The organism is Azospirillum sp. UENF 312511 (genome assembly GCF_058780635.1).
Genome location: NZ_JBSNCG010000001.1, coordinates 813404 through 839093, shown reverse-complemented (window position 1 = coordinate 839093; position 25690 = coordinate 813404). Strand labels below are relative to the sequence as shown.

25 protein-coding genes and 1 tRNA gene are annotated in these 25690 nt (G+C 67.0%); 12 read left to right on the top strand and 14 right to left on the bottom strand.

Features of this window, described 5'->3' with window-relative positions; all coding sequences use genetic code 11:
• Positions 1-243: 243 nt before the first annotated feature.
• Positions 244-996: an SDR family oxidoreductase gene (locus ACWPN7_RS03805; protein WP_456529072.1), complete on the top strand. Its 753-nt coding sequence runs from the start codon at positions 244-246 to the stop codon at positions 994-996.
• A gap of 1262 nt (positions 997-2258) precedes the next feature.
• Here the strand turns inward: ACWPN7_RS03805 and ACWPN7_RS03800 are convergent.
• The 5 genes from ACWPN7_RS03800 to ACWPN7_RS03780 all read right to left on the bottom strand — a co-directional run bounded on the left by ACWPN7_RS03800 (position 2259) and on the right by ACWPN7_RS03780 (position 6267).
• Positions 2259-2783, bottom strand: coding sequence for a recombinase family protein (locus ACWPN7_RS03800; protein WP_459196703.1), 525 nt, complete (start codon positions 2781-2783; stop codon positions 2259-2261).
• 126 nt (positions 2784-2909) lie between these two features.
• On the bottom strand, positions 2910-3986 hold the full coding sequence (locus ACWPN7_RS03795) for an IS5 family transposase (RefSeq protein ID WP_459196702.1): 1077 nt from the start codon (positions 3984-3986) through the stop codon (positions 2910-2912).
• A gap of 247 nt (positions 3987-4233) precedes the next feature.
• Positions 4234-4917 carry a hypothetical protein gene (locus ACWPN7_RS03790; protein ID WP_459196701.1) on the bottom strand — a complete coding sequence of 228 codons (684 nt, stop codon included), beginning with the start codon at positions 4915-4917 and terminating at the stop codon, positions 4234-4236.
• 813 nt (positions 4918-5730) lie between these two features.
• Positions 5731-5958 carry a helix-turn-helix domain-containing protein gene (locus tag ACWPN7_RS03785; protein WP_451994047.1) on the bottom strand — a complete coding sequence of 76 codons (228 nt, stop codon included), beginning with the start codon at positions 5956-5958 and terminating at the stop codon, positions 5731-5733.
• A 215-nt stretch (positions 5959-6173) separates the two neighbouring features.
• Positions 6174-6267, bottom strand: a tRNA-Ser gene (locus ACWPN7_RS03780).
• 197 nt (positions 6268-6464) lie between these two features.
• On the opposite strand from ACWPN7_RS03780, the gene ACWPN7_RS03775 reads away from it, so the two are divergent.
• Entirely contained in the window at positions 6465-6698 is a 234-nt protein-coding gene (locus tag ACWPN7_RS03775; protein ID WP_040134320.1) for a hypothetical protein, read from the top strand.
• Positions 6699-6725: 27 nt separating this feature from the next.
• Here ACWPN7_RS03775 and ACWPN7_RS03770 read toward each other — a convergent pair whose 3' ends face one another.
• The 4 genes from ACWPN7_RS03770 to gatC all read right to left on the bottom strand — a co-directional run bounded on the left by ACWPN7_RS03770 (position 6726) and on the right by gatC (position 12181).
• Positions 6726-8840 (bottom strand): PAS domain S-box protein, encoded by a 2115-nt coding sequence (locus tag ACWPN7_RS03770; protein WP_040134321.1) that lies wholly within the window; start codon positions 8838-8840, stop codon positions 6726-6728.
• Positions 8841-8939: 99 nt separating this feature from the next.
• Positions 8940-10391, bottom strand: a complete 1452-nt coding sequence (gene gatB / locus ACWPN7_RS03765; protein ID WP_459196699.1) for an Asp-tRNA(Asn)/Glu-tRNA(Gln) amidotransferase subunit GatB — start codon at positions 10389-10391, stop codon at positions 8940-8942.
• Positions 10392-10412: 21 nt separating this feature from the next.
• Positions 10413-11894 carry an Asp-tRNA(Asn)/Glu-tRNA(Gln) amidotransferase subunit GatA gene (gatA, locus tag ACWPN7_RS03760; RefSeq protein WP_459196698.1) on the bottom strand — a complete coding sequence of 494 codons (1482 nt, stop codon included), beginning with the start codon at positions 11892-11894 and terminating at the stop codon, positions 10413-10415.
• Positions 11894-12181 (bottom strand): Asp-tRNA(Asn)/Glu-tRNA(Gln) amidotransferase subunit GatC, encoded by a 288-nt coding sequence (gatC, locus tag ACWPN7_RS03755; protein ID WP_014198426.1) that lies wholly within the window; start codon positions 12179-12181, stop codon positions 11894-11896. The genes gatA and gatC overlap by 1 nt, the downstream gene beginning before the upstream one ends.
• 266 nt (positions 12182-12447) lie before the next feature.
• On the opposite strand from gatC, the gene ACWPN7_RS03750 reads away from it, so the two are divergent.
• The 4 genes from ACWPN7_RS03750 (at position 12448) to ACWPN7_RS03735 (ending at position 16645) form a co-directional block, all read left to right on the top strand.
• Entirely contained in the window at positions 12448-14124 is a 1677-nt protein-coding gene (locus ACWPN7_RS03750) for a methyl-accepting chemotaxis protein (RefSeq protein ID WP_200474711.1), read from the top strand.
• Between the two features lie 63 nt (positions 14125-14187).
• Positions 14188-14751 carry a Holliday junction resolvase RuvX gene (ruvX, locus tag ACWPN7_RS03745; RefSeq protein ID WP_149650106.1) on the top strand — a complete coding sequence of 188 codons (564 nt, stop codon included), beginning with the start codon at positions 14188-14190 and terminating at the stop codon, positions 14749-14751.
• A gap of 7 nt (positions 14752-14758) precedes the next feature.
• On the top strand, positions 14759-15688 hold the full coding sequence (locus tag ACWPN7_RS03740) for an AEC family transporter (protein WP_456529095.1): 930 nt from the start codon (positions 14759-14761) through the stop codon (positions 15686-15688).
• A 204-nt stretch (positions 15689-15892) separates the two neighbouring features.
• Entirely contained in the window at positions 15893-16645 is a 753-nt protein-coding gene (locus tag ACWPN7_RS03735; RefSeq protein WP_459196697.1) for a hypothetical protein, read from the top strand.
• A 21-nt stretch (positions 16646-16666) separates the two neighbouring features.
• Here ACWPN7_RS03735 and ACWPN7_RS03730 read toward each other — a convergent pair whose 3' ends face one another.
• The 3 genes from ACWPN7_RS03730 to ACWPN7_RS03720 all read right to left on the bottom strand — a co-directional run bounded on the left by ACWPN7_RS03730 (position 16667) and on the right by ACWPN7_RS03720 (position 18266).
• Positions 16667-17413: an SAM-dependent methyltransferase gene (locus tag ACWPN7_RS03730; protein WP_459196696.1), complete on the bottom strand. Its 747-nt coding sequence runs from the start codon at positions 17411-17413 to the stop codon at positions 16667-16669.
• 154 nt (positions 17414-17567) lie between these two features.
• On the bottom strand, positions 17568-17984 hold the full coding sequence (locus ACWPN7_RS03725; RefSeq protein ID WP_040134328.1) for a GFA family protein: 417 nt from the start codon (positions 17982-17984) through the stop codon (positions 17568-17570).
• Between the two features lie 36 nt (positions 17985-18020).
• The gene (locus ACWPN7_RS03720; protein WP_040134329.1) at positions 18021-18266 is read right to left on the bottom strand and encodes a DUF1127 domain-containing protein; all 246 of its coding nucleotides are present in this window, start codon (positions 18264-18266) and stop codon (positions 18021-18023) included.
• A gap of 167 nt (positions 18267-18433) precedes the next feature.
• Here ACWPN7_RS03720 and ACWPN7_RS03715 point away from each other — a divergent pair, with 167 nt between their 5' ends.
• From ACWPN7_RS03715 to plsY, 6 genes are read left to right on the top strand one after another with little or no spacing between them, the layout of a single operon-like run.
• Positions 18434-19387, top strand: a complete 954-nt coding sequence (locus ACWPN7_RS03715) for a transcriptional regulator GcvA (protein WP_459196695.1) — start codon at positions 18434-18436, stop codon at positions 19385-19387.
• Positions 19388-19417: 30 nt separating this feature from the next.
• Positions 19418-19774: a DUF6152 family protein gene (locus tag ACWPN7_RS03710; protein ID WP_014198415.1), complete on the top strand. Its 357-nt coding sequence runs from the start codon at positions 19418-19420 to the stop codon at positions 19772-19774.
• A 26-nt stretch (positions 19775-19800) separates the two neighbouring features.
• Complete coding sequence (locus ACWPN7_RS03705) at positions 19801-20307, top strand: hypothetical protein (protein WP_145702256.1); 507 nt, start codon at positions 19801-19803, stop codon at positions 20305-20307.
• A 55-nt stretch (positions 20308-20362) separates the two neighbouring features.
• The gene (locus ACWPN7_RS03700) at positions 20363-21340 is read left to right on the top strand and encodes an aspartate carbamoyltransferase catalytic subunit (RefSeq protein ID WP_200474704.1); all 978 of its coding nucleotides are present in this window, start codon (positions 20363-20365) and stop codon (positions 21338-21340) included.
• Positions 21333-22637 (top strand): dihydroorotase, encoded by a 1305-nt coding sequence (locus ACWPN7_RS03695; RefSeq protein WP_103039520.1) that lies wholly within the window; start codon positions 21333-21335, stop codon positions 22635-22637. Before ACWPN7_RS03700 ends, ACWPN7_RS03695 begins: the two co-directional genes overlap by 8 nt.
• Before the next feature lie 4 nt (positions 22638-22641).
• Positions 22642-23235, top strand: a complete 594-nt coding sequence (gene plsY / locus ACWPN7_RS03690) for a glycerol-3-phosphate 1-O-acyltransferase PlsY (protein WP_451994255.1) — start codon at positions 22642-22644, stop codon at positions 23233-23235.
• 11 nt (positions 23236-23246) lie between these two features.
• Here the strand turns inward: plsY and ACWPN7_RS03685 are convergent, their stop codons facing one another.
• Both ACWPN7_RS03685 and ACWPN7_RS03680 read right to left on the bottom strand, forming a co-directional pair.
• A complete protein-coding gene (locus ACWPN7_RS03685) occupies positions 23247-23630 on the bottom strand; it encodes a response regulator (RefSeq protein ID WP_081863153.1) in 384 nt (127 codons plus the stop codon).
• A 90-nt stretch (positions 23631-23720) separates the two neighbouring features.
• Positions 23721-25613: a DEAD/DEAH box helicase gene (locus tag ACWPN7_RS03680; protein WP_081863154.1), complete on the bottom strand. Its 1893-nt coding sequence runs from the start codon at positions 25611-25613 to the stop codon at positions 23721-23723.
• Between the last annotated feature and the right edge of the window lie 77 nt (positions 25614-25690).

Below are 25690 nucleotides of genomic sequence, written 5' to 3'. Positions count from 1 at the left end.
TGCATCGCTTTGCAACATGCCGACCCCGAGGTGGCGGTCGTATTCGCCGGTCGGCGGGGTCCGGCCGCCGCTCCGCAGGATGGCGCTGCTCAACAGCGCGGTGGCCCTGCTCGGCGCCACAGCGTCCTTCTTCCTCGAGAGTGCCTGCGGCTGGGCGCTGATCCGTCTGCACCGAGGCGGAGACGGTTCGGCAGCGGCGCTGCCCCTACGCACTCACACACATTCAGCAACGGGAGACGTGCAATGTCCACCATCTCGATCGTGACCGGCGGCAGCCGCGGCCTCGGCCGCAACACCGCCCTCAGCATTGCCCGGCGCGGCGGTGATGTAATCCTCACCTACCGCAGCAAGGCCGCCGAGGCCGACGCCGTCCTGGCGGGAATCCGGGCGCTCGGGCGGCGGGCGGCGGCGTTGCAGCTCGACACCGCCGACATCTCCGACTTCCTCAACTTTGCCGGGCGTGTCCGTTCCACCCTGGAAGGCTGGGGCCGCGACCGCTTCGACCATCTGGTCAACAACGCTGGCCACGGCGAGATGGCCGCCTTCGCCGAGACCAGCGAGGCGCAGTTCGACATGCTCTTCAACGTCCATGTGAAGGGCGTCTTCTTCCTGACCCAGGCCCTGCTGCCGCTGCTGGCCGATGGCGGCCGGATCGTGAATTTCTCCTCCGGCCTGACCAGAGTGTCCTATCCCGGCTTCTCGGCCTATTCGGCGGCCAAGGGCGCCGTCGAGATCCTGACGCTCTATCTGGCCAAGGAACTCGGCGCCCGCGGCATCACCGCCAACACGGTGGCGCCCGGAGCCATCGAGACCGACTTCCTCGGCGGGGCGGTGCGCGACACCCCGGCCTACAACGAGGCTTTCGCGACAATGACCGCGCTGGGCCGCGTCGGGGTGCCCGACGACATCGGCCCGGCGGTGGCGAGCCTGCTCGGTCCCGACAACCGCTGGGTCACCGCCCAGCGCATCGAGGTTTCCGGCGGCCAGAACATCTGACTCCCTCCCCCAAGCCAAGCAAGACAGAGACGGCGATCTGCTGACCGGCCAGAATCCGGCCTCGTCGACGGCGTTGGCGGCGGCGATCGCCGCCCTCCGCTGAACTGACACCTGCGACCCTACCTGCACGGTGACGACCGGGTTGACGGTGCCCGACACGGTGGTCGACGCGGTAACCGCCCCACGGACCGCCGGGCCGGTGCGGTAAGCGGGCGCGGCGTTGCGGGTGCCCATAGCGTGAGAAAGCAGCATTGCGGCAGCCGTCAGCGCGAGCGCGAGCCCCAACAGCCAGCCGGCATGTCGGGCGACACGGCATTCCGCCGGGCTCTTTGATCGTCCAGGGCTCGGCCCGTGCTCGGTCAGCGGCCCGTGCTCGGTCAGCGGCAGCGTCATCGGCTGGCTCCGGAAGGACTGGGTCCACGCTCCGCACCATGGACTCCCGCAGCCTATCCGAGGGATGCCCCGGGACATTAACGTGCATCAAGATCAGCGCTCGTTGATGGAGTTAACCCGCAAAAGGCGGCGCCCACAGGGACGCTTCGCCCGACCGCCGCGTCTTTACGATGCGCCGCCTTTACCTGGGTTAATGCATCGACGCCGCCTTCGCCCATGCTCGACGCTCGATATGCCGGGCGAGCGGGTGACTAGGCGGGGCGGCCCTCCTGTAGCGGAGATCCCGCGCTCCGCGCCCGTCGCCCTGTTTCTCGGATCCAAGATAGGAGATTGATATGGCGATGTCCTGGCGCAACGTATCCGTCGTCGTGCTGGGCACCCTGCTCGCGGCCGAGTGCTCGGGGTTGCCGTCTTCCACTCCACCAGGAAGAACCTCATTGAAGTCCTGGAGGTCGCTGAGGTCCCGCTACATACGGCAAAGCTGTTGGTCGGTCATGAGCGCGGGGACATGACGTATGGCCGTTACAGCAAGGGCGAGATGGTGAACCTGAGGGCAGCCCTTGAGAAGGTCCAGTATCCCAAGGAGGTCATGGAAGCCCTTTAAACGCCTTCTCTGCCTCTCCCCACCCCAGGTAACCCCCACCTCCTGGAAGGCGCCCCCGGTCTTCCGGGAGAGGGCGTTGAAGCCCCCCAGGGGGTCGGCAGATGGAACCCATGGTTTTCCAGTGGGGTCCCGCTGGATGAGGGGTCTGAACAACAACTGAACAACAACCCTTTACCGGTTTCCTTGAAGTCAAGTTTCCAGAGCCCCCAGGGGGTCCGATAGATACTCCCTGGGACTCCTACCGCCCCTTGGGGCAGTCCTGCCCTCAGGCTGCCTCTTCCTGCCCAGCGTCCTCCAGGATGCGGTAGACGGACGCACGACCGATGCCCAGGCGCTTGGCAATCTCAGAGGCCCCGATGCCTTGGGCGCGGAGGGTCTTCACCTCGTCTGCCTTCGCTTGCGCCGTAGGCTTCCGCCCCTTGTACTTCCCCTCAGCCTTGGCCTTGGCGATGCCTTCGCGCTGGCGCTCCAGCATGATTTCCCGTTCAAACTCTGCCACGCCACCCAGCATGGTCAGCATGAGCTTGCCGGTGGGGGTGGAGGTGTCCAGGCCCAGGTTGAGGATGCGAAGCGATGCACCTTTCGCCTTCAGGGCCTCCAGGATGGACATGAGATGGGCGACAGAGCGGGCCAAGCGGTCCAGCTTCGTCACTACCAACGTATCGCCTTCACGGACGAACTCCAGAGCAAGGACGAGCTGTTCCCGGTTCGCCACGTCCACAGACGATACCTGTTCCTGGAACAGCCTCTCGCACCCTGCGGCCTTAACAGGATGCGGAAAAACGAACATATTCCGGCCTTTTTCCTCCGCTGAGGCTGAGAATGCGGGTTTCAGCGGGCTATTTTGGTCGGAACGGAGCGTTTTTCCGCGCTCCGAGGCTCCCGGAACCGCCGTTCAGGCGGATTGCGGGCGTGATTATGCCGCAGCCAGCAGCTTGGGCAGACGGATCAGGTTGTAAGCGGTGGCGGTCAGGGTGAACATCCAACCGACGCGGGCCGTGCCGCGATGACGCGTTTTGCGCAAGCCGGCTCCCTTGATCCAGCCGAACAGTTCCTCAATCCGTTTGCGGATGCGCAAGGACACGGCATAGCCAGGGTGGCGTGTGGTCCGGCCGTCGATCGCCGAGCGGCGATTGCTCGTGTTCTGCGCGACGTGCGCCGCGGCGCCCAACTCGCGCATGTTCGCCACGAAATCCTTGGTGTCGTAAGCCTTGTCGGCGCCTACCGTGATGCGGTGGCGGCCGGGGATCGCCTCGACCATGGACACCGCCGCCTCGCGTTCGGCCAAGCCGGTGGCTGCCGTCAGCCGGACATTCACCACCAGGGCGTGACGGTTCTCCATCAACGCATGGCCCATGAAGGCCAGCTTCGCCGGCTGCCCCTTACCCTTGCGGTACAGCCGCGCCTCGGGATCACTGGTCGAGGCATGGGTCTCGTTGGACCGCTTGTCACCATGGAAGTCGCGGTCGCCGTTGCGCCCCGGCCCCGGCGGCTCGCCGCTGCCATCCTTGGGCCGGAAGCTCTTCACGCTGGCCCAGGCTTCGATCAGCGTGCCGTCCACTGAGAAATGCTCGTCTGACAGCAGCGCCTTGACCCGGGGTTGACCCAGCACGGTGGCCAGAAACTTGGCCGCCACATCGCCGGCCAGCAGGCGCTCACGGTTCTTGGTGAACACGGTAACGTCCCACACCGGGGCGTCCATCAACAAGCCGACGAACCAGCGGAACAGCAGGTTGTAGTCGAGCTGTTCCATCAGCTGGCGTTCCGAGCGCACCGAGTAGAAGGCCTGGAGCAGCAGCGCCCGCAGCAGCTTCTCCGGCGGGATCGAGGGGCGCCCGATCTTAGAATACAGCCCCTCGAAGGCGGGCGACATCACTTCCAGCGCCTCGTCCACGATCGCCCGGATCGCTCGCAGCGGGTGGTTGGCTGGAACCCGCGCCTCGCAGCTCACGTAGCTGAACAGACCCTCGCTGCGTTCGTCCGAACCCCGCATCGTCCCCTCGTCGGCCGCGTTCTCCTCAACCGAAAAGAATCACGACCAACCGCCCCTGCACAGCCCTTTTTCCGCATCCTGCTAAAGCGAGGCCCCTGGTGGGGTCCTCCTGCCCTGAGGAGCAGCCTCTCACCCTGTGTTGCATTTTAGCAACGACTGATCGGCTATAGGTGTTCTGCAACGGCTGTTGGCAAAGGCTGAGGGCATGAGCGAAGCCAAAAGTTCCGGCGTAAGTCATATAAGAGCCTCAGGCTGCCAATGGCTGTGCGATTGCCTTTCTGACACCTCGTTCAGAATACCCAGACAGCGCAGCCAACTCTGCCTGTGGGAGGTAGGGGTGGTCGTTAAGCAACCATTTCAGCTTGTCCTGCTTCTTGTGGATGGAAAGAGCCTTATCAACAATCTCTTGATAATTCAGACACCACAGTATGTCCACAATCTTCTCCTCATAGAAGACAGGGAAGGTAGCGGCTGTGTTGTATCCCTCCAGGTGCCCAATCCGGTTGCTTGGGACTACATTGTGTTCGTATCCCGCCTCTACAACATTGTCTGGAACCAATCTCCTACGCTGTAGGCCACCATACGGAACAAGTTCAAGGAACCCATGATGCTCCAGGAGAGCAGTGAGGGTGGCCTGGGGGATACCTGCTTTACCTGCAAACTCTGGCACACGAAGCCCAATCCTCTGGGAAGTGGGGGCCGCTTTTGGCTGCTCCTCGTCCTCCTTGCTGTAGTGTCTATCGTCAGACACGAAAAGAAGATCGCTTCGCTGCTTGGTAAGCTGTCTGTAAACGTCCCGGACTTGTTCAAGATTGTGACGCCATAGACGCTCTTGAATGAATGACAATTTTTTGCCTCCAGCAATGGCGTCAGCGATGGCGAGCCGAACAGGCCAGCCAAGCTCCCCAACAACTTCGTAAACTTCTTCCATGGCACCCTCCTTCTGTGTGTCCGGATTGAAGGAGGACAATGGGACCGGACGCACCCCATGGACCTTGGAGGAGCGTTCAGCACTCCTTCTCAAGTCGGGGGTTTGTGGGCGGTTATGGTGTTAATGGACTGATTTGACTGAGGAAATTCGCTCCTCCCGTTCGCCAGCGTGAAGCCGTTCCTGATGGCGCCCCCTGGATGCACTGAGAGGACGTGGGCGGACCAATCCAGAGCCGTCTCAATGACTGCGCTGAAAGGGTACCCATGATCAACGCTGTGGCCTGCGGGCGACTCGCGGATGCGTTCTGTGAGGATGCCGGCTACCCATGTAGCCTGGAGGACTCCATGCCTCTCCTGGAGCCCCTGAGGAGGAAGGAACAACCTCAACCATCATCACCCCTGAAGGGGGGGACGATGAACCCCGCATCCTGAACACCCAACTTGCGGAAGCCCTGGGGTATGTGGTTCCGGCTCAAGTCCTCCGCCTGATTGCCAGCCACGATGGAGCCTGGCAAGAACTGGGACTTCTTGTTACCGCCACGGGAAAAACCGGAAGGTGCCCGGCAACCGCTTACTGCCTCAACGAGGAACAGGCCCTCCTCGTCTCCTCCCCATCCCGCACTGAGCGGGCCAAGGAAGTCCGGGCCATGCTTATCCAGGTGTTCGTGGCCTATCGCCGTGGACAGCTCATCCAGGCTCCTCAGTTCCGCCTCCCGCAGACCTTCGCTGAAGCTCTCCACCTTGCAGCCGACAGCGAAGAGGCGCGGGTTGCCGCTGAGGCTGCCCGTGTGGGTGTCGCAGAACTTGAGTAACCTCAGGGGCTCCCTTCCCCAGCCTCCTGACGCCGCTTCTCCTCCAGGTACATGCAGGCCAGCACGGTCTCTGTGCTGATGATGGACTCTGGCTTCTCACGAGTGATGTAGGCGCGGCGGGAAATTCCCAGAAGCCCAGCAGCCTCCTCCTGGTTCAGCTTGAGGCGCTTGCGCCAAGCCTTCAAATCCTCAGGGGTCCAAGTGGGGATCGTGATGGATTGATCTTGCATGGTCCCTGCCCTGCTATGCTGAGGGCAAGGCTCCCACCAGCCGGAAAAGAACGTCAACAGCCTCACAGCCACCGCTTCTGCGACGGACCTATCAGACGCCCTTCCACGTGTGATACCGTGTGTCACCAGCGTGTGACACCAACGTGTATAACCGTGGCCGTTGGGCGCGACCAAAAAGTAAGCAAAATCAACGCATTGAGAGCTGCCAGGAAAGATGGCGGAGGGGATGGGATTCGAACCCACGATAGGGGTTTGAGCCCCTATAACGGTTTAGCAAACCGCCGCCTTCAGCCTCTCGGCCACCCCTCCTACCGGGTCGGCGCTCTGTGGCGCCGCTGGCGTGGGTGCGTTCTAACGATCCGGATGGGGCCTGTCAACGCTTACTCACCAAAAATGTGATCAAACCGAGAAAGGACAAAATCTGTATAAAATTTTATGTACTTTTTAGAAAATCAGAGGTAGCTTACCACCAGAACGCGATAGCAATCCTTGGTCAGGGGGACGCCATGAGCTTGTCACGCCGCTGCGCCGAAACGCTGATCGATCTGGTCGAGATCAAGCTGAGCTGTCTGGAGATCACCGACCGCGAGGATCTGCGCGAAAAGGAGCTGCTGTTGCGTTGCGTTCAGGAGCTGAAGGCCGAGGTGCGTGGCGAAAGCGGCGCCACGACCGCCTTCGCCACGCCCAAGCGCCGCGGGCGCCGGCCCAAGCATCTGCAGTTCCAGGACTTGCACCTCTGAACCGGCCTACCGGCCTCCGTTGGTCCGTCAGACCGGCACCGCCGGCCCCGGTTCGAGCGGCAGAACGGCCGCCGGAGCGGCATCCCGCGCAATGCGGCGCGGCAAGCGCAGGGTAAAGCCCGTGCCCTGCCCGGTCACCGACCGCACCGCCACCGTGCCGCACAGCACGCCCGTCACCGTGCTGTGCACGATGTGCAGCCCGAGCCCCGAGCCGCCCTCGCCACGCTTGGTCGTGAAGAAGGGGTCGAAGACCTTCGGCAGATGATCCTCGGAAATGCCGGACCCGTCGTCGGAAAAGTCGATAATGACGTGATCGTCACCATCGGACTGGATCGCGATCCGGATGGTTCCCTGCTGATTCTCACCATAAGCGTGGATCAGCGCGTTAATCACGAGGTTGGTCAGGACCTGGCTCAGCGCGCCGGGAAAGCTGTCCATCTCCAACCCGTCCGGACAATCCACCTCGACCGTCACATGCGTGCGTTTCAACCGCGGTCGCAAGGAAAAGAGCACCTCGTCAACGTAGGTCCGCAGATCGAAGGAGCGCCGCTCGCCGGAGGTCTGGTCCACCGCCACCTGTTTGAAGCTCTGCACCAGCGCCGCTGCCCGGTTCATGTTCGACACCAGCAGGCGGGCGGCCTCCGTCACCGCATCCAGATACTCGGCCAGGTTGGTTTTCTTCAGCGCACCCGAATCGAAACGGACGCGCAGGTCGCGGGCCTGTTCGGCGATGTGGCTGGCGGCGGTGAGGCCGATGCCGATGGGCGTGTTGATCTCGTGCGCCACCCCGGCGACCAATTGGCCCAGCGAGGCCATGGCCTCCGCCTGGATCAGGCTCTCCTGGGCGGCGCGCAGGTCGGCCAGAGCGCGCTCCGCCTCGTCGCGGGCGGCCATCATGGCGGCCTCCGCCGCCTTGCGGTCGTTGATGTCGTAAAGCCAAGTCAGCAGCGCCGGCTCCCCGTCCATCTCGATCTCACCCCAGCTCGACAGCACCCAGACGATCGTTCCGTCGGGCTTGCGGAAGCGCACCTCGGCGTCGCGGAAGGGGCCTTCCCGTTCGAAGCGGTCGATCAGGGCCTGACGGTCCGCCGGATCGGCGTACAGCCGTTCGGCGGGCATCGGCAGCAGGTCGTCGCGCGACCTGCCCAGGATGATCTCGGACTGTGTGTTGCAGAACACCAGCAGGCCGTCGCGGCGCGTGATGTTCACGGCGATGGGGCTGGCCTCCAGGATGCGCAGCAGCCGCTCCTTGCCGGCGCGGACCTCCTCCTCCTGACGGCGGCGCTCGGTGATGTCGGTCATGATGCCGACGTAGCGCACCGCCTGCCCGGAGGCGTCCCGGATCGCCCGCCCCTGCGCGGCGATCCACATCCAGCCGCCATCGGCGCGGCGCAGCCGGTAATCATAGGCGTATGCCGCGGTCTCGCCCCGCAGATGGGCATCAATGGTGGTCAGAACGCGCCGCCGGTCGTCGGGATGCAGGCGCACCTCCCAGAAATCGGCGGGCATCTCCGGCGGTTCGGCGTAACCCAGCATGCGCGGAAAGCTGTCGGACCACCAGCAGGTCCCCCGCGGGATGTCGGTGTCCCACACCGCCGCGCCGGTGGCGTCCAACGCCATTTCCAGACGGTCGGCCAGATCGCGGCGCACCGCGTCGGCCCTCTTCTGCTCCGTCAGATCGTAGAACCAGCTGATGTGGCAGCGCTGCCCTTCGAAGTCGATGACCGTCGAACTCAGCGAGCCCATGCAGGTTTCGCCGTCGCCGCGGCGCAGCAGCACCTCCTGGCCGTGGAAGAGGCCGTCGGCGTAGAGCCGATCGATGGCGGCCCGGCGATCCCGCGGGTCATGGTAGAGCGGCCACATGCCGTCGCGCTGGAGCTGCTCCCCGCTGACCTTGAAACAGGTCGCAGCGCTGGGGCTGTGGTAGAGGTTGTCACCATCGCGCGTGTTGATGAGGACGCCGATGGGAGCGGTGTCCAGAATGGCGCGCAGCCGGTCTTCCGTCGCGACGGAGGGGGAGGCCGAATCTTGCGCCGGAAGTCTTGCCCCCATGCGCCGCGCCGCCAGCAAACCGGCGAGAAATCCGGCCAGGAGACCGGCGAACAGCGCAAACAGCGCCACCGTCAGCGAATCTGCAATCATTGGGCCTCCCGCCGGCCCCACTTGAAACCGACGAGAGAACAAAATCAACGGTTATGACGCCGCACCATGCCATGGCATGGCGTCACAACCGTTTCCCGATCAGCCCTTCAGCTTGGCCATCAGGATTTCGTTGACCAGGGCCGGGTTGGCCTTGCCTTGGGTCGCCTTCATGACCTGACCGACGAAGAAGCCGAACAGCTTGTCCTTGCCCGACCGGAACTCCGCCACCTTGTCGGCGTTGGCGACCAACACAGCGTCGATGGACGATTCGATGGCGCCGGTGTCGGTGACCTGACGCAGGCCCTTCTTCTCGACGATGTCGGCGGGCTTCTCGCCGGTCTCGAACATCGCCTCGAACACTTCCTTGGCGATTCGGCCGGAGATGGTGTTGTCGGCGATCAGGTCGATCAGGCCACCGAGGTTCTCCGCCGAGACGGGGCTCTCCTCGATCTCCTTGCCGGCCTTGTTCAGATAGCCGAACAGCTCGCCGGTGACCCAATTGGCGGCCAGCTTCGGGTCGCGGCCCTTGGCGACCGCCTCGTAGAAGTCGGCGCGGGCCTTCTCCGACACCAGCACGTTGGCGTCATAGGGCGACAGCTTGTACTCGCTGATGAAGCGGGCCTTCTTGTCGTCCGGCAGTTCCGGCAGGGTCTTCTTGATGTCCTCGACCCATTCGGCGTCCAACTCCAGCGGCAGCAGGTCCGGATCGGGGAAGTAGCGGTAGTCGTGCGCCTCTTCCTTGGAGCGCATAGAACGGGTCACGAACTTGGTCGTGTCCCACAGACGCGTCTCCTGGTCGATCTTGCCGCCTTCCTCGATGATCTCGATCTGGCGGCGCGCCTCGTACTCGATCGCCTGCATGACGAAGCGGATCGAGTTGACGTTCTTGATCTCGCAGCGCGTGCCGAAGGGCGCGCCCGGCTTGCGCACCGACACGTTGACGTCGCAGCGCATGGAGCCTTCCTCCATGTTGCCGTCGCAGGTGCCGAGGTAGCGCAGGATGGAGCGCAGCTTGCGCACATAGGCGCCGGCCTCCTCCGCGGTGCGCATGTCCGGCTCCGACACGATCTCCATCAGCGCCACGCCCGACCGGTTCAGGTCGATGTAGGTCTTGGCGGGATGCTGGTCGTGCAGCGACTTGCCGGCGTCCTGCTCCAGATGCAGGCGCGTGACGCCGACCGTGCGGGAGGAGCCGTCCGGCAGATCCAGCACGATCTCGCCCTTGCCGACGATGGGCTGCAGATACTGGCTGATCTGATAGCCCTGCGGCAGGTCGGCGTAGAAGTAGTTCTTGCGGTCGAACACCGAGTGCAGGTTGATCTGCGCCTTCAGCCCCAGGCCGGTGCGCACCGCCTGCTCGATGCAATGCTCGTTGATGACGGGCAGCATGCCGGGAAAGGCGGCGTCGACGAAGCTGACCTGGCTGTTCGGCTCCGCGCCGAAGGCGGTGGCGGCGCCGGAGAACAGCTTGGCGTTCGAGATGACCTGGGCGTGGACCTCCAGCCCGATCACGATTTCCCAATCGCCCGTTTCGCCCTGAATGTACGACATCGGTCTCTTCTCTCGTCCGGCTCAGGCCATGAACGGCGGGGTGGCGGTGACGGCGGCGGCCTTCTCGATGACCTGACCGACGCGCAGGACGGTCTCCTCATCGAAGGGCCGGCCCAGGAGCTGGAGCCCCAGCGGCAGCCCGTCCGACCCGACGCCCGCCGGAACCGACATGCCCGGCAGGCCGGCCAGCGAGGCCGGGACCGTGAACACGTCGTTCAGGTACATCTGGATCGGGTCGTCCATCTTCTCGCCGATGGCGAAGGCGGTGCTCGGCGCGGTCGGCGTCAGGATGACATCGCACTGCTTGAACGCCTCGTCGAAGTCCCACTTGATGCGCGTGCGCACCTGACGGGCCTTGTTGTAGTAGGCGTCGTAATAGCCCGCCGACAGCACATAGGTGCCGATCAGGATGCGGCGGCGGACCTCCTTGCCGAAGCCGGCGCCGCGGGTGTTCTCGTACATGTCCTTCAGGCTGGCGCCCTCGACCCGCAGGCCGTAGCGCAGGCCGTCGTAGCGCGCGAGGTTCGACGACGCCTCGGCCGGAGCGACGATGTAGTAGGTGGCCAGCGCGTACTTGGTGTGCGGCAGGCTGATCTCCACCGGCTCGGCGCCGGCCTGCTTCAGCCATTCGATGCCCTGGTCCCAGATCGCGGCGATCTCGGCGGGTATGCCCTCCACCCGGTATTCCTTCGGAATGCCGACCTTCAGGCCGCGAATGTCGCCGGTCAGGGCGGCGCGGAAGTCCGGCACCGCCATGTCGACCGAGGTCGAATCCTTCGGATCGAAGCCGCACATCGAGCGCAGCATGATCGCCGCGTCCTCGACCGTGCGGGTCATCGGGCCGGCCTGATCCAGCGAGGAGGCGAAGGCGACCACGCCCCAACGCGAGCAGCGGCCGTAGGTCGGCTTGATGCCGACGATGCCGGTGAAGGCGGCGGGCTGGCGGATCGAGCCGCCGGTGTCCGTGCCGGTGGCGCCCAGCGCGGCGCGCGCGGCGACCGCCGCGGCCGAGCCACCCGACGAGCCGCCGGGAACGAGCTGGCGCGACCAGTTGCCGACCTCGCCCGGGCTCCACGGGCTGATCACGTTGCCGTGGTGGGAGGTGATGTTGGCCGAGCCCATGGCGAACTCGTCCAGGTTCACCTTGCCCAGCATGACGGCGCCGTCGCGCCACAGGTTGCTGGTGACGGTGGACTCATACTCCGGCTTGAAGCCGTCGAGGATGTGGCTGGCCGCGGTGGTCGGCACGCCCTTGGTGCAGAACAGGTCCTTCACCGCGATGGGCAGGCCCTCCATCGGACCGGCCTCGCCCTTGGCGCGACGAGCGTCGGAGGCCTTGGCCATCGCCAGCGCCTGCTCCGGCGTCTCGGTGATGAAGGCGTTCAGGGGGCGGATCGTCTCCACCGCCTTGACGTGGGCCTCGGTCAGCTCGACCGCGGTGAACTCCTTCTTGGCGAGGCCGTCGAGGGCCGCCGCCATGGTCAGATGCGTAAGACCGGTCATCACTCGACCACCTTCGGAACGACGTAGAAACCTTCGGCCGTCTCCGGGCCGTTGGAGAGGACGGCGTCGCGGTAACCGCCATCGGTCACCTCGTCCTTGCGGCGGCGCAGCGTTTGCGCGGCGACGCTGGTCATCGGCGGCACGTCCTGCGTGTCGACCTCGCCCAACTGTTCGACGAAGGTCAGGATTTGGCTCAGCTCACCCGCCAGGTGATCCAGTTCATCGTCCGGCACCTTGATGCGGGCCAGATGCGCGATCTTGGCCACGGTGGCCTTGTCGAGCGACATGCCTTCCACTCTCTTCCGAAACGTCTGGAAAAACGGCTTGGAAGCTATCACCCGAATTCTATTACCGCAATGATTCAGGGATATCCCTTCCACCGGCGCGCCCGTCCGCACCGGCGGCGGGATGGCTCCGGGAGACGGAGGCGCGGCAAAAGGTTTCCACAATCGACACCGCATGGTGCGGCGCCCGATTCCCTGTTAGATTGACCGACATACAAATCAAATTCGTGCCGAAGCCATTTCATCGCCCCCAACCCGGCAGGCCCCCAATGACGGCATCACTGACGCTGGCGAAACGCCTTTTCCTCGGCTTCGGCATCGGCGTGGCGGGTTTCGCCGCCGTCGCCCTGTTCAACAACCTCGCCATGACGCGGCTGAGCGACCTGCAGCAGGAGGGGATGCGGCGGGTCGCCGACGCCACGACGCTGACCGAACTCGCCGGCTATGACGGGCGCCTCTACAAGATCGTGGCCGACGCGCAGATCAACGGCTACGCCCCGCAACACGACGAGCAGTGGAAGGCCGTCCGCGGGAACGCCGAACTCTACATCCGCAAGACCGCCGAGGTGATGGACACGCCGGAGGAGCGCCGTTGGGCGGATGAGGCCGAGCGGCATTTCCGGGCCGCCGTGGGCATCTTCGAGACGGAGATGCTGCCCATCCTGCGCAGCGGCCCCGCCGACGCGCGGACCCGCGCCATGGACGACCGGATCGACCGCGAGCTGGCCGCCATGTCCGAGCTTTACGAGAAGATCAAGGACTCCACCGCCCGCGAGGCCAGGGAAGCGGACAAGGAGTATGACGACACCGCCGAACGCTACGGCATGATCGGGGTGTCGATCTCGCTGGCGATGACAGCGATCCTGTTGCTGACCGCGCTGCTCACCACCCGCTCGGTGGCCGGACCGGTGCGCGCCATGACCGAGGCCATGCGCCGGCTCGCCGATGGGGATCTCTCCATCGCCATTCCCGCGCAGAACCGGCGCGACGAGATCGGCGCGATGGCCGGCGCCATGCTGGTCTTCAAGGACAGCCTCCAGCGCAACCGCGCCATGGAGGAGGAAGCCCGGCAGGCCGACCAGCGGGCCGCGGCGGAGAAGCGGCGGCTGATGAACGAGCTGGCCGACTCCTTCCAGACCGGCGTCCAGGACATGGTCAGCGCCGTTGCCGCGGCGGCGGGCCAACTCCAGGGCAGCGCGCGCAGCATGACGGCCATCGCCGAACGGACGACGGCCCAGGCGTCGTCCGTCGCCACGGTGACCGAACAGGCGTCCGGCAACGTCCAGACCGTCGCCGCCGCCACCGAGGAGCTGAGCAGCTCGATCGCCGAGATCGGCCAGCAGGTGGACAGCGCCGCCCGCACCAGCCGGGCCGCACTCGAGGAGGCGCAGCGCACCAACGCCACGGTGGAAAGCCTGTCCGGCACGGCGGAGCGCATCGGCAGCGTGGTTCAGCTCATCCAGCAGATTGCCTCGCAGACCAACCTGCTGGCGCTGAACGCCACCATCGAGGCCGCCCGCGCCGGGGAGGCCGGCAAGGGCTTCGCCGTCGTCGCCAACGAGGTGAAGGGCCTCGCCAACCAGACCGCCCACGCCACCGAGGAGATCGCGGCCCAGATCCAGGCGATCCAGGAGGAAACCCAGGACGCCGTGTCGGCGATCCGCGACATCGCCGACACGGTGCGGCGGGTGAACGACATCGCCGGGGCCATCGCCCTGTCCGTGGAACGCCAGTCCGCGGCGACCGGGGCGATCTCGCGCAACGTCCAGCAGGCCGCCGAGGGCACCGCCGACGCCTCGCGCAGCATCCTGCAGGTGAACGACGCCTCTCGCGAGGCCGGGCAGGCGGCGGCGGATGTGCTGGGGGCCGCCAACAGCCTGGGCGACCACGCCCAGGCGATGCGCCGCTCTGTTGACGAGTTCGTTCAGCGCATCCGCAACGCCTGAGGCGCCCGGCTCCCTGCGCCGCCGGGCTTGCCGTCCGGGCTTGCGGCTTCTATGGTTCGCGGCATGATCCACACGCTTCCCGAACTGGCCGCCCGCCTGGGCCGTGGCCAGCGCCTGCTCGGCCTCGACGTCGGCACCAAGACCGTCGGCATGGCCGTGTCCGACCCGAACTTCGTCGTCGCCTCGCCGATCGGCACGCTGAAGCGCACGAAGTTCACCCAGGACGCCCGCGAGCTGTCGCGGACGCTGCGCGATTACGGGATCGGCGGGCTGGTGATCGGGCTGCCGCTGAACATGGACGGGTCGGAGGGGCCGCGCGCCGAGTCCACCCGCGCCTTCGCCAAGAACCTGATGGAGCGGTCCGACCTGCTGGGTTGGGACGCCGAGATCGCCTTCTGGGACGAGCGGCTGTCGACCTCCGCCGTCGAGCGTTTCATGATCGGCGAGGCCGACATGACCCGCAAGCGCCGCGACGAGGTGGTGGACAAGATGGCCGCCGCCTACATCCTGCAGGGCGCGCTGGACGCGCTTGCCCACATCCGCCGCATGGAGCGGGAGCAGCGGGAGCGCGACGAGTACGACAACGACATCGGCGGCGACGATAGCGGCGGCGACGGGGACGCCTGACGGCGCCATGCTGCCCATCGCCGGGGCGCTGGCCCCGATCTTCCTGCTGATCCTGTTCGGCCAGGGGCTGCGCCGCCGCGCCGTGATCCCCGAGTCCGCCTGGCCGTCGCTCGACCGGCTGACCTATCTTCTGTTCTTTCCCTGCCTGATCGTGGACGAGTTGACGCGCACCGACCTGCGCGCGCTGTCCATGGGTTCGATGGGCGCCACGATGGCGGCGGGGGTCTTCGCCGGCGCCGCCCTTGCGCTCGCCGTCCGGCGTCCGATCGGGTTGGACGGTCCGGCCTTCACCTCGGTCTTCCAGGGGGCGATCCGGCCCAACACCTATGTGGGTCTGGCGGGGGCCGGCGCGCTCTACGGGTCCGCCGGGCTGACGCTGACGGCGGTGGGCATTGCTGTGGTGGTGCCGCTGGTCAACCTGCTCTGCGTCACGGCGATGGTGCGCTATGGGCGGGTGGCGGACGGAGCAGCGCAGCGCAGCGGCGTCGGCGCGGTCGTCTCCGGCATTCTGCGCAACCCGATCATCATCGCCGTCGCCATCGGCGCCGCCCTGAATCTGAGCGGGATCGGCCGGATTCCGGTGATCGGCGACGTGGTGGGCATCCTGGCGCGGGCCGCCCTGCCCATGGGGCTGCTGTCGGTCGGCGCCGGGCTGGACCTCGCCGCGGCGCGCGGCGCCGGGTTCGGCGTGGCGCTGTCCAGCGTCCTGAAACTGCTGCTGGTGCCTGCCGCGACGGCGCTCGCTGGGCTGTGGCTGGGGGTGGACGGGCTGCCACTGACCATAGCAGTGCTGTTCAATGCCCTGCCCTGCTCGGCCAGTTCCTATGTCCTGGCCCGGCAGATGGGCGGCGACCACGCGCTCGTGGCCGGCATCATCACCGTCCAGACTCTCGCCTCCGCCGCCACGCTGCCGCTGGTCGTCGCCTTGGCGGGCTGACGGCCCGTCGTCATTCATAATTCGTTAGGCAATCCCCACGAAAACTACCCTGGATAGTTCTTCATGGGTACTTGCACAGCCATGACCATCGCTCCCGCAACGGCCCACAGCCAAACACAGTCATCGGTGGCCCTGGGGAAAGCTGCAGGAAACACTTCGGTTGCAGCAGTCTCCACGGCAGCGGAGGCACCCGCTTCCGGACCCGTGGACACGGTCACCCTGTCGGCCGAGGCACAATTCATGATGAGCAGCCCGACCAGGCTATCCGTGACCGCCGAATCGCTGGCTCAAGCCGCGGCCGCCGCGAAGACGGTGCCGGGACTGGACGCCGACGCGGAACGCTTCACACCCGAAGCGATGGCGGCCCATGCCGAATGGCGGGAGAAGCACACGGACTATACGGGCAAGGTGCGTGATCTCGTCAACCAGACCTTCGGTTTGGACGCGGAACGGAACGGCTGGGCGGCGGGCGGAGCCGCGCTGACCGCCATAAGGAACTTGGCGGAAAAGAATGGGCTGATCGAACCGGAGATGCCGCCGGCGGTGGCCAACATGCTGCAGACGACGGGTGAAAGCATGTGGAGCGGCAAAAGCGGCGGAAGCACCGGTATGTTCGACGTCACGTTCCTGCCGAATGGCGCGGAGAAAGGCGGAAACCTCCGCATCCTGTTCGACAGCGGCAGGAAACCCAGTGCCGACACGTCCCTGGTCGATTTGAAGAGGGGCGGCACGAACGCTCAAGCCGCCCTGTCCAACATCAGGGCCTCGGCGCTCGGTGCGTCGCTGGACAGCGTGGGCGGTTGGACTCCGGGCGATGCGGCCAACGCCTACGCCATCACGAACGGCAAGGACGGACACGGCGGCGTCGTTGGCATGGTCATCGTCAACGGTGTGGATGATGACGCCAAAGAACGCTCCGCAAACATACTGCGGACTCTTCAGGGCCTCATCCCGTAATCCAGAGCACGCGACAGCCCGTCAACGCCTCATCAGCGCGAACACGCCCCACCCCAGATGGTCACGCGTGTGGGTGGCGTAGCGCTCGGGCTCCGAGGTCAGCTTGTCCCGGACCTCCGGCGCAAGCTCGTCGTCGGGATTGGCTTCGAGCCACCGGCGCATGGTCAACCATTTGGCCGCCTCGTAGCGGTCCCAGCCGTCCTGATCGGCCAGCATCATTTCAACGACGTCGCAGCCAAGCTGGCGAAAGGACGCGAGCAGGCCCGGAAGCGTGAGGAAGTCGGAAACCGCCCGGGCAAGGCATCCCCTGGCGACGTCGTCCGTCGGCGGCAGGCGCCGCCAGTAGGGCTCCCCGATGAGGATGATCCCTCCGCGGCACAGGCTGCGCTCCAGCAGTTCCACCGTGCCGGCCACCCCGCCGCCGATCCAGGTGGCCCCGACGCAGGCCGCCACGCCGACTTTCTCGGCCGAGACATAGCCCGCGGCATCGCCATGGATGAACGCGACCCGGTCGGCAACGCCGAGTTCCACGGCACGAAGCGTCGCCTGCTCCGTGAACAGCCGGCTCATGTCGACACCGGTGCCGACGATGCCGTGATCGCGCGCCCAGGTGCAGAGCATTTCCCCCGACCCGCTGCCGAGGTCGAGCACGCGGGTCCCGGCCTCCAGACGCAGCGCCGCGCCGAGTGTGGCGAGCTTCTCAGGGGTGATCGGGTTGTGGATGCGATGGGCGCTTTCCGTGATGTTGAATATCCGCGGAATGTCCATTGCCGGCTTCCCCCTCAATCAATAAGAACAACTTCCCCCACAATCCGAATATTCTTGTCAAAAATATTCGAACGGAATCAATCTATCATGACTCCGTTCTCAATAGCCGGGTTTCCGTGCTGGCACAATAATGTGCGACGACTTGTCCAGCAGCTTACGGCGGCTCGGGAGCGCCCCGGGGGAAACGCTCCAGTCCGTCGTCGATGGTGTAATAGTCCGCCTTGTCGGCAACATGAATGTGCCGCAGCGTGGCGAGGCCGGTCGGTTGGTCCAGGCTCCCGGCGGCGACGTCAAGCAGGTCGGACTCGTCGCCGTTCCAGAACAGCGACGACCCGCAGCGCGAACAGAATCCGCGCTGGGCCTTCGCCGAGGAGCGGTACCAGGACAGGGTGCCGTCCGAATCGGACACCGCCACCGTCTCGCGCGGGATGGTGATGTAGGCGCCGAAATGGCCGTGGAAGCGCCGGCACTGGCCGCAATGGCAGTTCACCACCCCCATGGGCCGCTCGACCACTTCGTACCGAACGGCGCCGCACAGACACCCGCCCGCCAGAACTCCGCCGTCGCTCATCGGTTCGCTCCCGTCCATTTCCTCGATCGGAATAAGTCAGCCCTGCCAGAAGGGCTTGTCGGCCTCGGTCACCGCGTCGGCGCGGGACAGGCCGATATCCTGCAACAGATGATCGGGCAAAGCCTCCAGCGCGCGCCGCTGGCGCCGCCGCTCGTTCCAGGTCGCCACCGTGTCGAACAGGGCGACCACCGCACCTCCGATCCCATGATTGGCAATGCCCTGGCCGGGCCGCTCCCGCGCGTCGGTGCGGGTGTTCATGCCGTCATTCATGCTCTGGGCCATGACCGCGTCTCCTCTTGTGTCCGGTCGTCGTCGGTGCCTGTCGCCCGACGTTCCGAACTGTGTTCCGTGACTGGAGGATGGGCCACCCGGTCCTTGCGCACAAACGACGCTTTCTCATAGTTTGGATTAGGAAAACTAATCCGAATCCCGCCTCCCGGAGTCGCTCCATGGCCCGTCGCCTGCCGCCGCTGAACGCCCTGCGCGCCTTCGAATCCGCCGCCCGGCACCTGTCCTTCACCAAGGCGGCGGAGGAGCTTCACGTCACCCAGGCTGCCGTCAGCCACCAGATCAAGGGGCTGGAGGAATGGCTGGGCATGCCGCTGTTCCGCCGGATGAACCGCGCGCTGATCCTGACCGAGACCGGGCAATCCTACCTGCCGCCGGTGCGCGACGCGCTCGACACGCTGTCGCACGCGACGGAGCGGCTGTTCCGCATGGACGGGTCCGGCGCGCTGACCATTTCGACCATGCCCAGCTTCGCCGCGAAGTGGCTGGTCATGCGGCTGGGCCGCTTCCAGGCCCGCCATCCGGAGTTGGAGGTGCGGCTGCACACCACCCCGCAGCTCGTGGATTTCGCCCAACAGGACGTGGACATCGGCATCCGCTTCGGCGCCGGCAACTGGCCCGGCCTGCGGTGCGAGCGGCTGATGACCGAGGACATCTACCCGGTGTGCAGCCCATCGCTTCTCGACGGCCCCCGCCCGCTGTGCTGTCCGGAGGACCTGCGCCACCACACGCTGCTCCACGACGATTACTTCATCACCTGGGGCACCTGGGGCGAGGCCGCCGGGATCGCCGGGCTGGACCACGCCCGCGGCCCGCGCTTCGACGATTCGGCGCTGCTGCTCCAGGTCGCGGCGGAGGGCGGCGGCGTCGCGCTGGCCCGCGGCGTCCTGGTGGCGGACGATGTGGCCGCCGGGCGGCTGGTCCGGCTGTTCAACGTCCACCTGCCGGGCAACTACGCCTATTACGTGGCCGCCCCGCCCCATTACTTCTCGCGCCCAAAGGTGAAGGCGTTCCGCGACTGGCTGTTCGAGGAAGCCGCCACCGATCCTGCGGACGCTCACAGCCGGACCTTGTCCGCGGCGGAGTCCGCCACAACCTCTTCCCCAGACGCCTGAACAGACGCCTGACCGGGGAAAGGTTGCGCCATGACGCCCGCACGCCCACTCGCCCTCGCCGCCCTCCTGTCCGCTTCGCTGGCTTGGCCCGCCGCCGCCCACCATGGCTGGGGCGGCTATGAGGCGGGCCAGGAGATGACGCTGACCGGCACCGTGCAGCAGATCGCCTTCAACAACCCGCACGCCATGCTGAACCTCCAGGCCGACGGCAAGGTCTGGCACGTCGTGCTCGCCCCGCCCAGCCGCATGAGCACGCGCGGCCTGCCCGCCGATTCGATCAAGCCCGGCCAGACCGTGACGGTGGTCGGCTACCCCGCCAAGTCCGATCCGGCGGAGCTGCGGGCGGAACGCATCACCGCCGCCGACAAGACCATTGAGCTGCGCTGACGGCGGCCCCCGCGCCCGGTCGCACCATGGACCACGATCTCGGCCCCACCGGCCCTGGCTGGCTCGTCGCGCTGGAGACATCCGGGCTCGGCGAGTCGCTGCGCCAGTCGGTCTGGCTCTACCCGCTGGTCGAGATCACGCACATCCTCGGATTCGCCCTGCTGGTCGGGGCGATCCTGGCCTTCGACCTGCGGCTGATCGGGGTCCGGGCGCCGCTGCTGCCGGCGGATGCGCTGGCGCGGCTGCTCCTGCCGGTGGCGGTGACCGGCTTCACGCTGGCGGTGCCGACCGGTCTCCTCCTCTTCACCACGGAGGCGACGGCGCTGGCCGGCAATCCGGCCTTCCTGGCGAAGCTGGCGCTGATCGGGCTGGCCTTGCTGAACATCCTGGCCTTCCATGGGCTCGCCGGCCGTCGGATGGCGGAGTGGAGCCTTGCGGACCGGCCACCGCCGGGCGCCCGGTTCGCCGGCGCAGCCTCGCTCGCGCTGTGGGTCGGCGTCCTGGCCTGCGGGCGCCTCATCGCCTACCTTTAAAAAGGTCATAGGGCGCGCTTGCGGGCGTCCGGGACCGCTCCTATAGTCGCGGCCCATGACCGGATCGCCCCATTTCACGACGGTTTTCCCGCACCGCCACCTCCTTGGCATCGAGGGGCTGACGGCAGGCGAGATCACCACCATCCTCGACCTCGCCGACGGCTACGTCGAGCAGAACCGCCAGCCTTCGAAGAAGTCGTCGCTCCTCGACGGGCGGACGATCGTCAACCTGTTCTTCGAGAACTCGACCCGCACCCGCACCAGCTTCGAGCTGGCCGGCAAGCGGCTCGGCGCCGACGTCATCAACATGTCGTCGGACGGCAGCTCGGTGAAGAAGGGCGAGACGCTGATCGACACGGCGATGACGCTGAACGCCATGCACCTCGACGCGCTGGTTGTTCGCCACGCCGATTCGGGGGCGGTGAAGCTGCTGGCCGACAAGGTCAACTGCTCGGTCATCAACGCCGGCGACGGCCACCATGAACACCCGACGCAAGGGCTCCTGGACGCGCTGGCGATCCGCCGCCGCCTGGGCCGCCTCGACGGGCTGATCGTGGCGATCTGCGGCGACATCCTGCACAGCCGCGTCGCGCGCTCCAACATCCATCTGCTGAACGCCATGGGCGCCCGCGTCCGCGTCGTGGCGCCGCCGACGCTGATCCCCTCGCAGATCGACCGGCTGGGCGTCGAGATCCACCACTCCATGGCAACCGGCCTGAAGGACGCCGACGTGGTGATGATGCTGCGCCTCCAGACCGAGCGGATGAGCGGCCAGTACGTCCCCTCGACCCGCGAATACTTCTACTTCTATGGCCTCGACTACGAGAAGCTGGCGGTGGCGAAGCCGCACGCGGTGGTGATGCACCCCGGCCCGATGAACCGCGGCGTCGAGATCGATTCGGAGGTCGCCGACGACCTCAAGCGCTCCATGATCCTCGATCAGGTGGAGCTGGGCGTGGCCGTCCGCATGGCCGTGCTCGACCTTCTCACCCGAGACCCTAACAGTAACGAAGGCCGGGGCACCGATGTCTAACGCCAACGCCCGCGTCGCCTACCGCAACGCCCGCCTGCTCGACCCCGCCAGCGGCCTGGACCAGCGGGGCGACCTGCTGACCGAAGGCGCGAAGATCGCCGACTTCGGCCCGTCCCTGTTCGCCGACGGCGTGCCGGAGGGGATCGAGGTCGTGGACCTCCAGGGCCAGTGCCTCGCCCCCGGCCTCGTCGACATGCGCGTCCTGATCGGCGAGCCCGGCGAGGAGGAAAAGGACACCATCAAGAGCGCGTCGCGCGCCGCGGTGGCCGGCGGCATCACCGCCGTGGTCCTGCTGCCCAACACCGACCCGGTGACCGACGAGGTGGCGAGCCTGGAGTTCATCGCCCGGCGCGCCCGCGAGGTCCGTCTGGTCAAGGTCTTCGCCTACGCCGCCGCCACCCGCGGGACGGACGGCAACGAGATCACCGAGATGGGCCTGCTGTCCCGCGCCGGGGCCGTGGCCTTCACCGACGGCACCAAGGCGATCGCCAGCGCCAAGGCGATGCGCCGCGCGCTCAGCTACGCCCGTACCTTCGACAAGCTGATCGTCCAGCATCCGGAGGAGCCGAGCCTCGCCAGCGGCGGCATGATGAATTCGGGCGAGCGCGCCACCCGCCTCGGCCTCGTCGGCATCCCGCGGGAGGCCGAGATCATCATGATCGAGCGCGACCTGCGCCTGCTCGAACTCTCCGGCGGCCGGCTGCACTTCGCCCATGTCACGACGGGCGAGTCGGTGGACCTGATCCGCCGCGCCAAGGCGCGTGGGCTGAAGGTCACCTGCGACACCGCCCCGCATTACTTCGCCCTGACCGAGACGGACGTCGGCGACTACCGCACCTTCGCCAAGGTGTCCCCGCCGCTGCGCGGCGAGATGGACCGGCGGGCCATCGTGGAAGGTCTGGCCGACGGCACCATCGACGCCATCGCCTCCGACCACACGCCGCAGGACCAGGACCAGAAGCGCCTGCCCTTCGCCCAGGCCGCCTGCGGCGTGATCGGGCTGGAGACGCTGTTCCCGCTGACGCTGGAGCTGGTGCACAAGGGCGCCATGCCGCTGCTGAAGGCGCTGGCCTGCGTGACCGTGAAGCCGGCCGAACTCCTCGGCCTGCCGCTCGGCCGCATCGCCAAGGGGGCGCCAGCCGACCTGATCGCCTTCGACCTGGAGGTGCCGTGGAAGGTGGACGTGGCGGCCTTCAAGTCGAAGTCGAAGAACAGCCCCTTCGAGGACCGCCCCGTCCAGGGCCGTCCGCTGCGCACCGTGGTGGACGGGCGCACCGTCTGGCAGTTCGAGGGCTGACGCGGTGACCCTGCTTGTCTCGGCCCTGCTGGGCTATCTGCTGGGCTCGATCCCCTTCGGTCTGGTGCTGACGCGGCTGGCCGGCCTGGGCGACATCCGCCAGATCGGGTCCGGCAACATCGGCGCCACCAACGTGCTGCGCACCGGCAACAAGCCGCTCGCCGCCGCCACCCTGCTCCTGGACAGCGGCAAGGGCGCCATCGCCGCCCTGATCGCCCTCGCCTGGGCGGGGCCGGAGGCGGCGGTCTTCGCGGCGGGCGGCGCCATGCTGGGCCACAGCTTCCCGGTCTGGCTCGGCTTCCAGGGCGGCAAGGGCGTGGCGACCGCGCTCGGCGTGCTGCTGGCGGTGTCCTGGCCGGTCGGCGTCATCGCCTGCGCGACGTGGCTGGCGATGGCCTTCCTGTTCAAAATCTCGTCGCTGTCGGCCCTGACCGCCCTCGGCCTCAGCCCGATCTTCGGCTGGATCTTCGGCGGGCCGCTGGTGGCGGGGCTCTGCCTGTTCATCGCCGTGCTGGTCGCCATCCGCCATTCCGCGAACATCACGCGCCTGCTGAAGGGCGAGGAACCGAAGATCAGCTTCGGCAAGAAGAAGGCCTGATCGCCCCCCGGTCAGGTCTTCAGGAACACCCGTTCCATCGCCGTCAGCAGCTCCCCCGCCAGGACGGGCTTCCTCAGGATCACCAGCGGTCCGCCCTCCCCGTCCTGCAGGCCGGGGATTCCGTCCTCGGGCGGAGAGGCCGACAGGACGACGATGGGCAGGTCGGGCCAGTCGAGGCGCAGCCGGCGGATCATCGCCTCGCCGCCCAGCCGGGGCATCACCAGATCGGTGATCAGCGCATCGAAGGAGCCAACGGCCAGCGCGTTCAAACCGGCTTCCCCATCCGTCACGGTGGTGACCGTGCAATGGGCCATCTCCAGCATGCGGGCCATTGCCATGGCGGTGAGCGAGTCATCCTCAACGAGAAGAATCTTGAGCGGCCTCGCGAAACGCACCGGTAACCTCCACGGGTGGCGAACGGGCCGACACTCTCCACGAAGGCCGATGGCTTCGCCGCTGCAAAAAAGTGTGGCCGGGGGCGTTATTTAGGACGCCGGCTTCACCGTACCATGGTGTGGCGTCCGGCGGGATGGTTTCGAGAAGGCCGTGACCGCCCCCGCCCCTCGGCCCTTGCGGCGGCTCGACCAGCGGTATTGCGGGTCATCGGCGATCAGGTGCAGGTGATCGGAGATGCGGTTGCGCTCCAGCCAGCCGAGGGCGGCCTCCAGCTCCGACAGCGTCATCTCCGACCGCGCCTTGTTCATGCAGCGCTTCAGCACGGCGTTGTAGGTGTGGTAGCTGACCGGCCCCTCGGCGACGAGGTTGTTGTCCTGGTCCTCGATCACCTGGGCCGCCACGATCTGGCCGATGCGCTGGCGCAGATGATGCTCCACGGCGCTGGGCACCTGCACCCCGTCCTTGGACGGGCGCTCGGCCGAGGGGCGGTCGGCGGAATCGCGCCCCGGCGGCGGGTTGCCGAAATCGGGGCCGGGCGCCACCACGGCGAAGCGCAGGGCCGTCGCGTTGGATTCCAGCGGAATGATCTCCGGCTCCGCCTCCACCGTGCGCTCGAAGGGCAGTTCGTGCTGGCGCCGGGTCTTGACCATGGCCCGCGTGCCCTGCTGGGTTTCCACCATCTGGCGGAACCGCTCGAACATCATGTCGGAGGGGTGGTAGATCACCGCCCGCTGCTGCTCGTAGGCGCCGGCGTGCGGGTCGACGCGGGTGGCCCGCGCGATGGCCTGCTCCAGCCAGGGGCGGGAACGGATGTGGGTCAGGCAGGCGACGTGCGAGATGGCCGGCGCGTCCAGCCCCTCATAGGCCATGGCGACGGAGACCAGAACGGCGGGTTCGGGGCGCAGGCGGAAGGCGGCCACCACCTCCTGCGCGTCGCGCCGTTCGGAAATGGCGATCTGCGCCATCCGCGCCGCTTGAGCGCCGGGCATCCAGCCGCGCAGCGTGTCGAGGTAGTTGCGGGCGGTCTCCTGGTCCGGCGCGATCACCAGCAGCTTGCCCAGCCCCGCGCCCTCATGCTCCGCCCCATTTGGACCGGTCGCCGCCGCGCGCCGCTTCGCCCGGTGCTCGCGGCAGGAGCGGTAGGCTTCGCGCAGCATGGCCTGGGCGAAGCCGGTGCGCAGCGCGGTGAAGAGGGCGTCGCGGGTGTTCTCCCCGGCGCGGGACAGCGCATCGACGCTGCGCGTCGTCCGCTCCGCGTCCAGCCACGTCGCGGTGCCGTCCATCGCGCCGAAGGTCACCGGCAGGATGGCCTTCTCAGCCAGCGCCTGCCGTCGCGAATAGCCGACGATGGCCCAGCCCGGCGCCTTGAAGTCGATCTCACGCACCCGCCGCACCCCCTGGGGCGTGCGGTAGGGCAGCCAGAGGATGGGGCGCCCGTCCGCCCGTTCCAGCGTGCCGCTCATCAGCAGCCGGGCGGCGGCGCTTTCCAGAAGCGGCAGGATGGAGCGGCTCCAGGCGGTCTCGTCCTCCGCCGTGGTCGCCGTTCCGGTGTCGGCGACGGCGGGCAGGTGGTGCAGTTCGTCCACGGCCAGCAGATACCGGTGGCGGCGGAACTCCTGAAGGTGCAGGTCCGGCGCCGCAGCGACCGCCTGATAGGTGGTGACGTAGCCCTGGAGGCCGCGGCAGGGATCGCGCCCGTTCTCCGCCGCCCGCAGCGCGATCCCGTGCCCCAACGCCTCGCGCCAGCGCGGATCGGCGAAGGCCTCTTCCGCCTGCCGGCGCAGGCTGTCGCGCGGCACGATCCAGCAGATGCGGTCGATCAGCCCGGCGCGCATCAGCGCCGCCCCCATGATCACCGGCAGCAGCGACTTGCCTCCACCCGGCGTCACCGCGGCCAGCACGTCCCGCACGTCCGTCTGCCGCTGCGCGATGGCCGCGGCGATGCCGGCGACCATGGTCTGGTGGCTCCTCAACGCTGGCATGCCGGCCTGACGCCCCTCCCTGACGGTTTCCGCGGTACGGACCGGCAAGGCTAAGCTGCGGGGAGTCATCGGGTCAC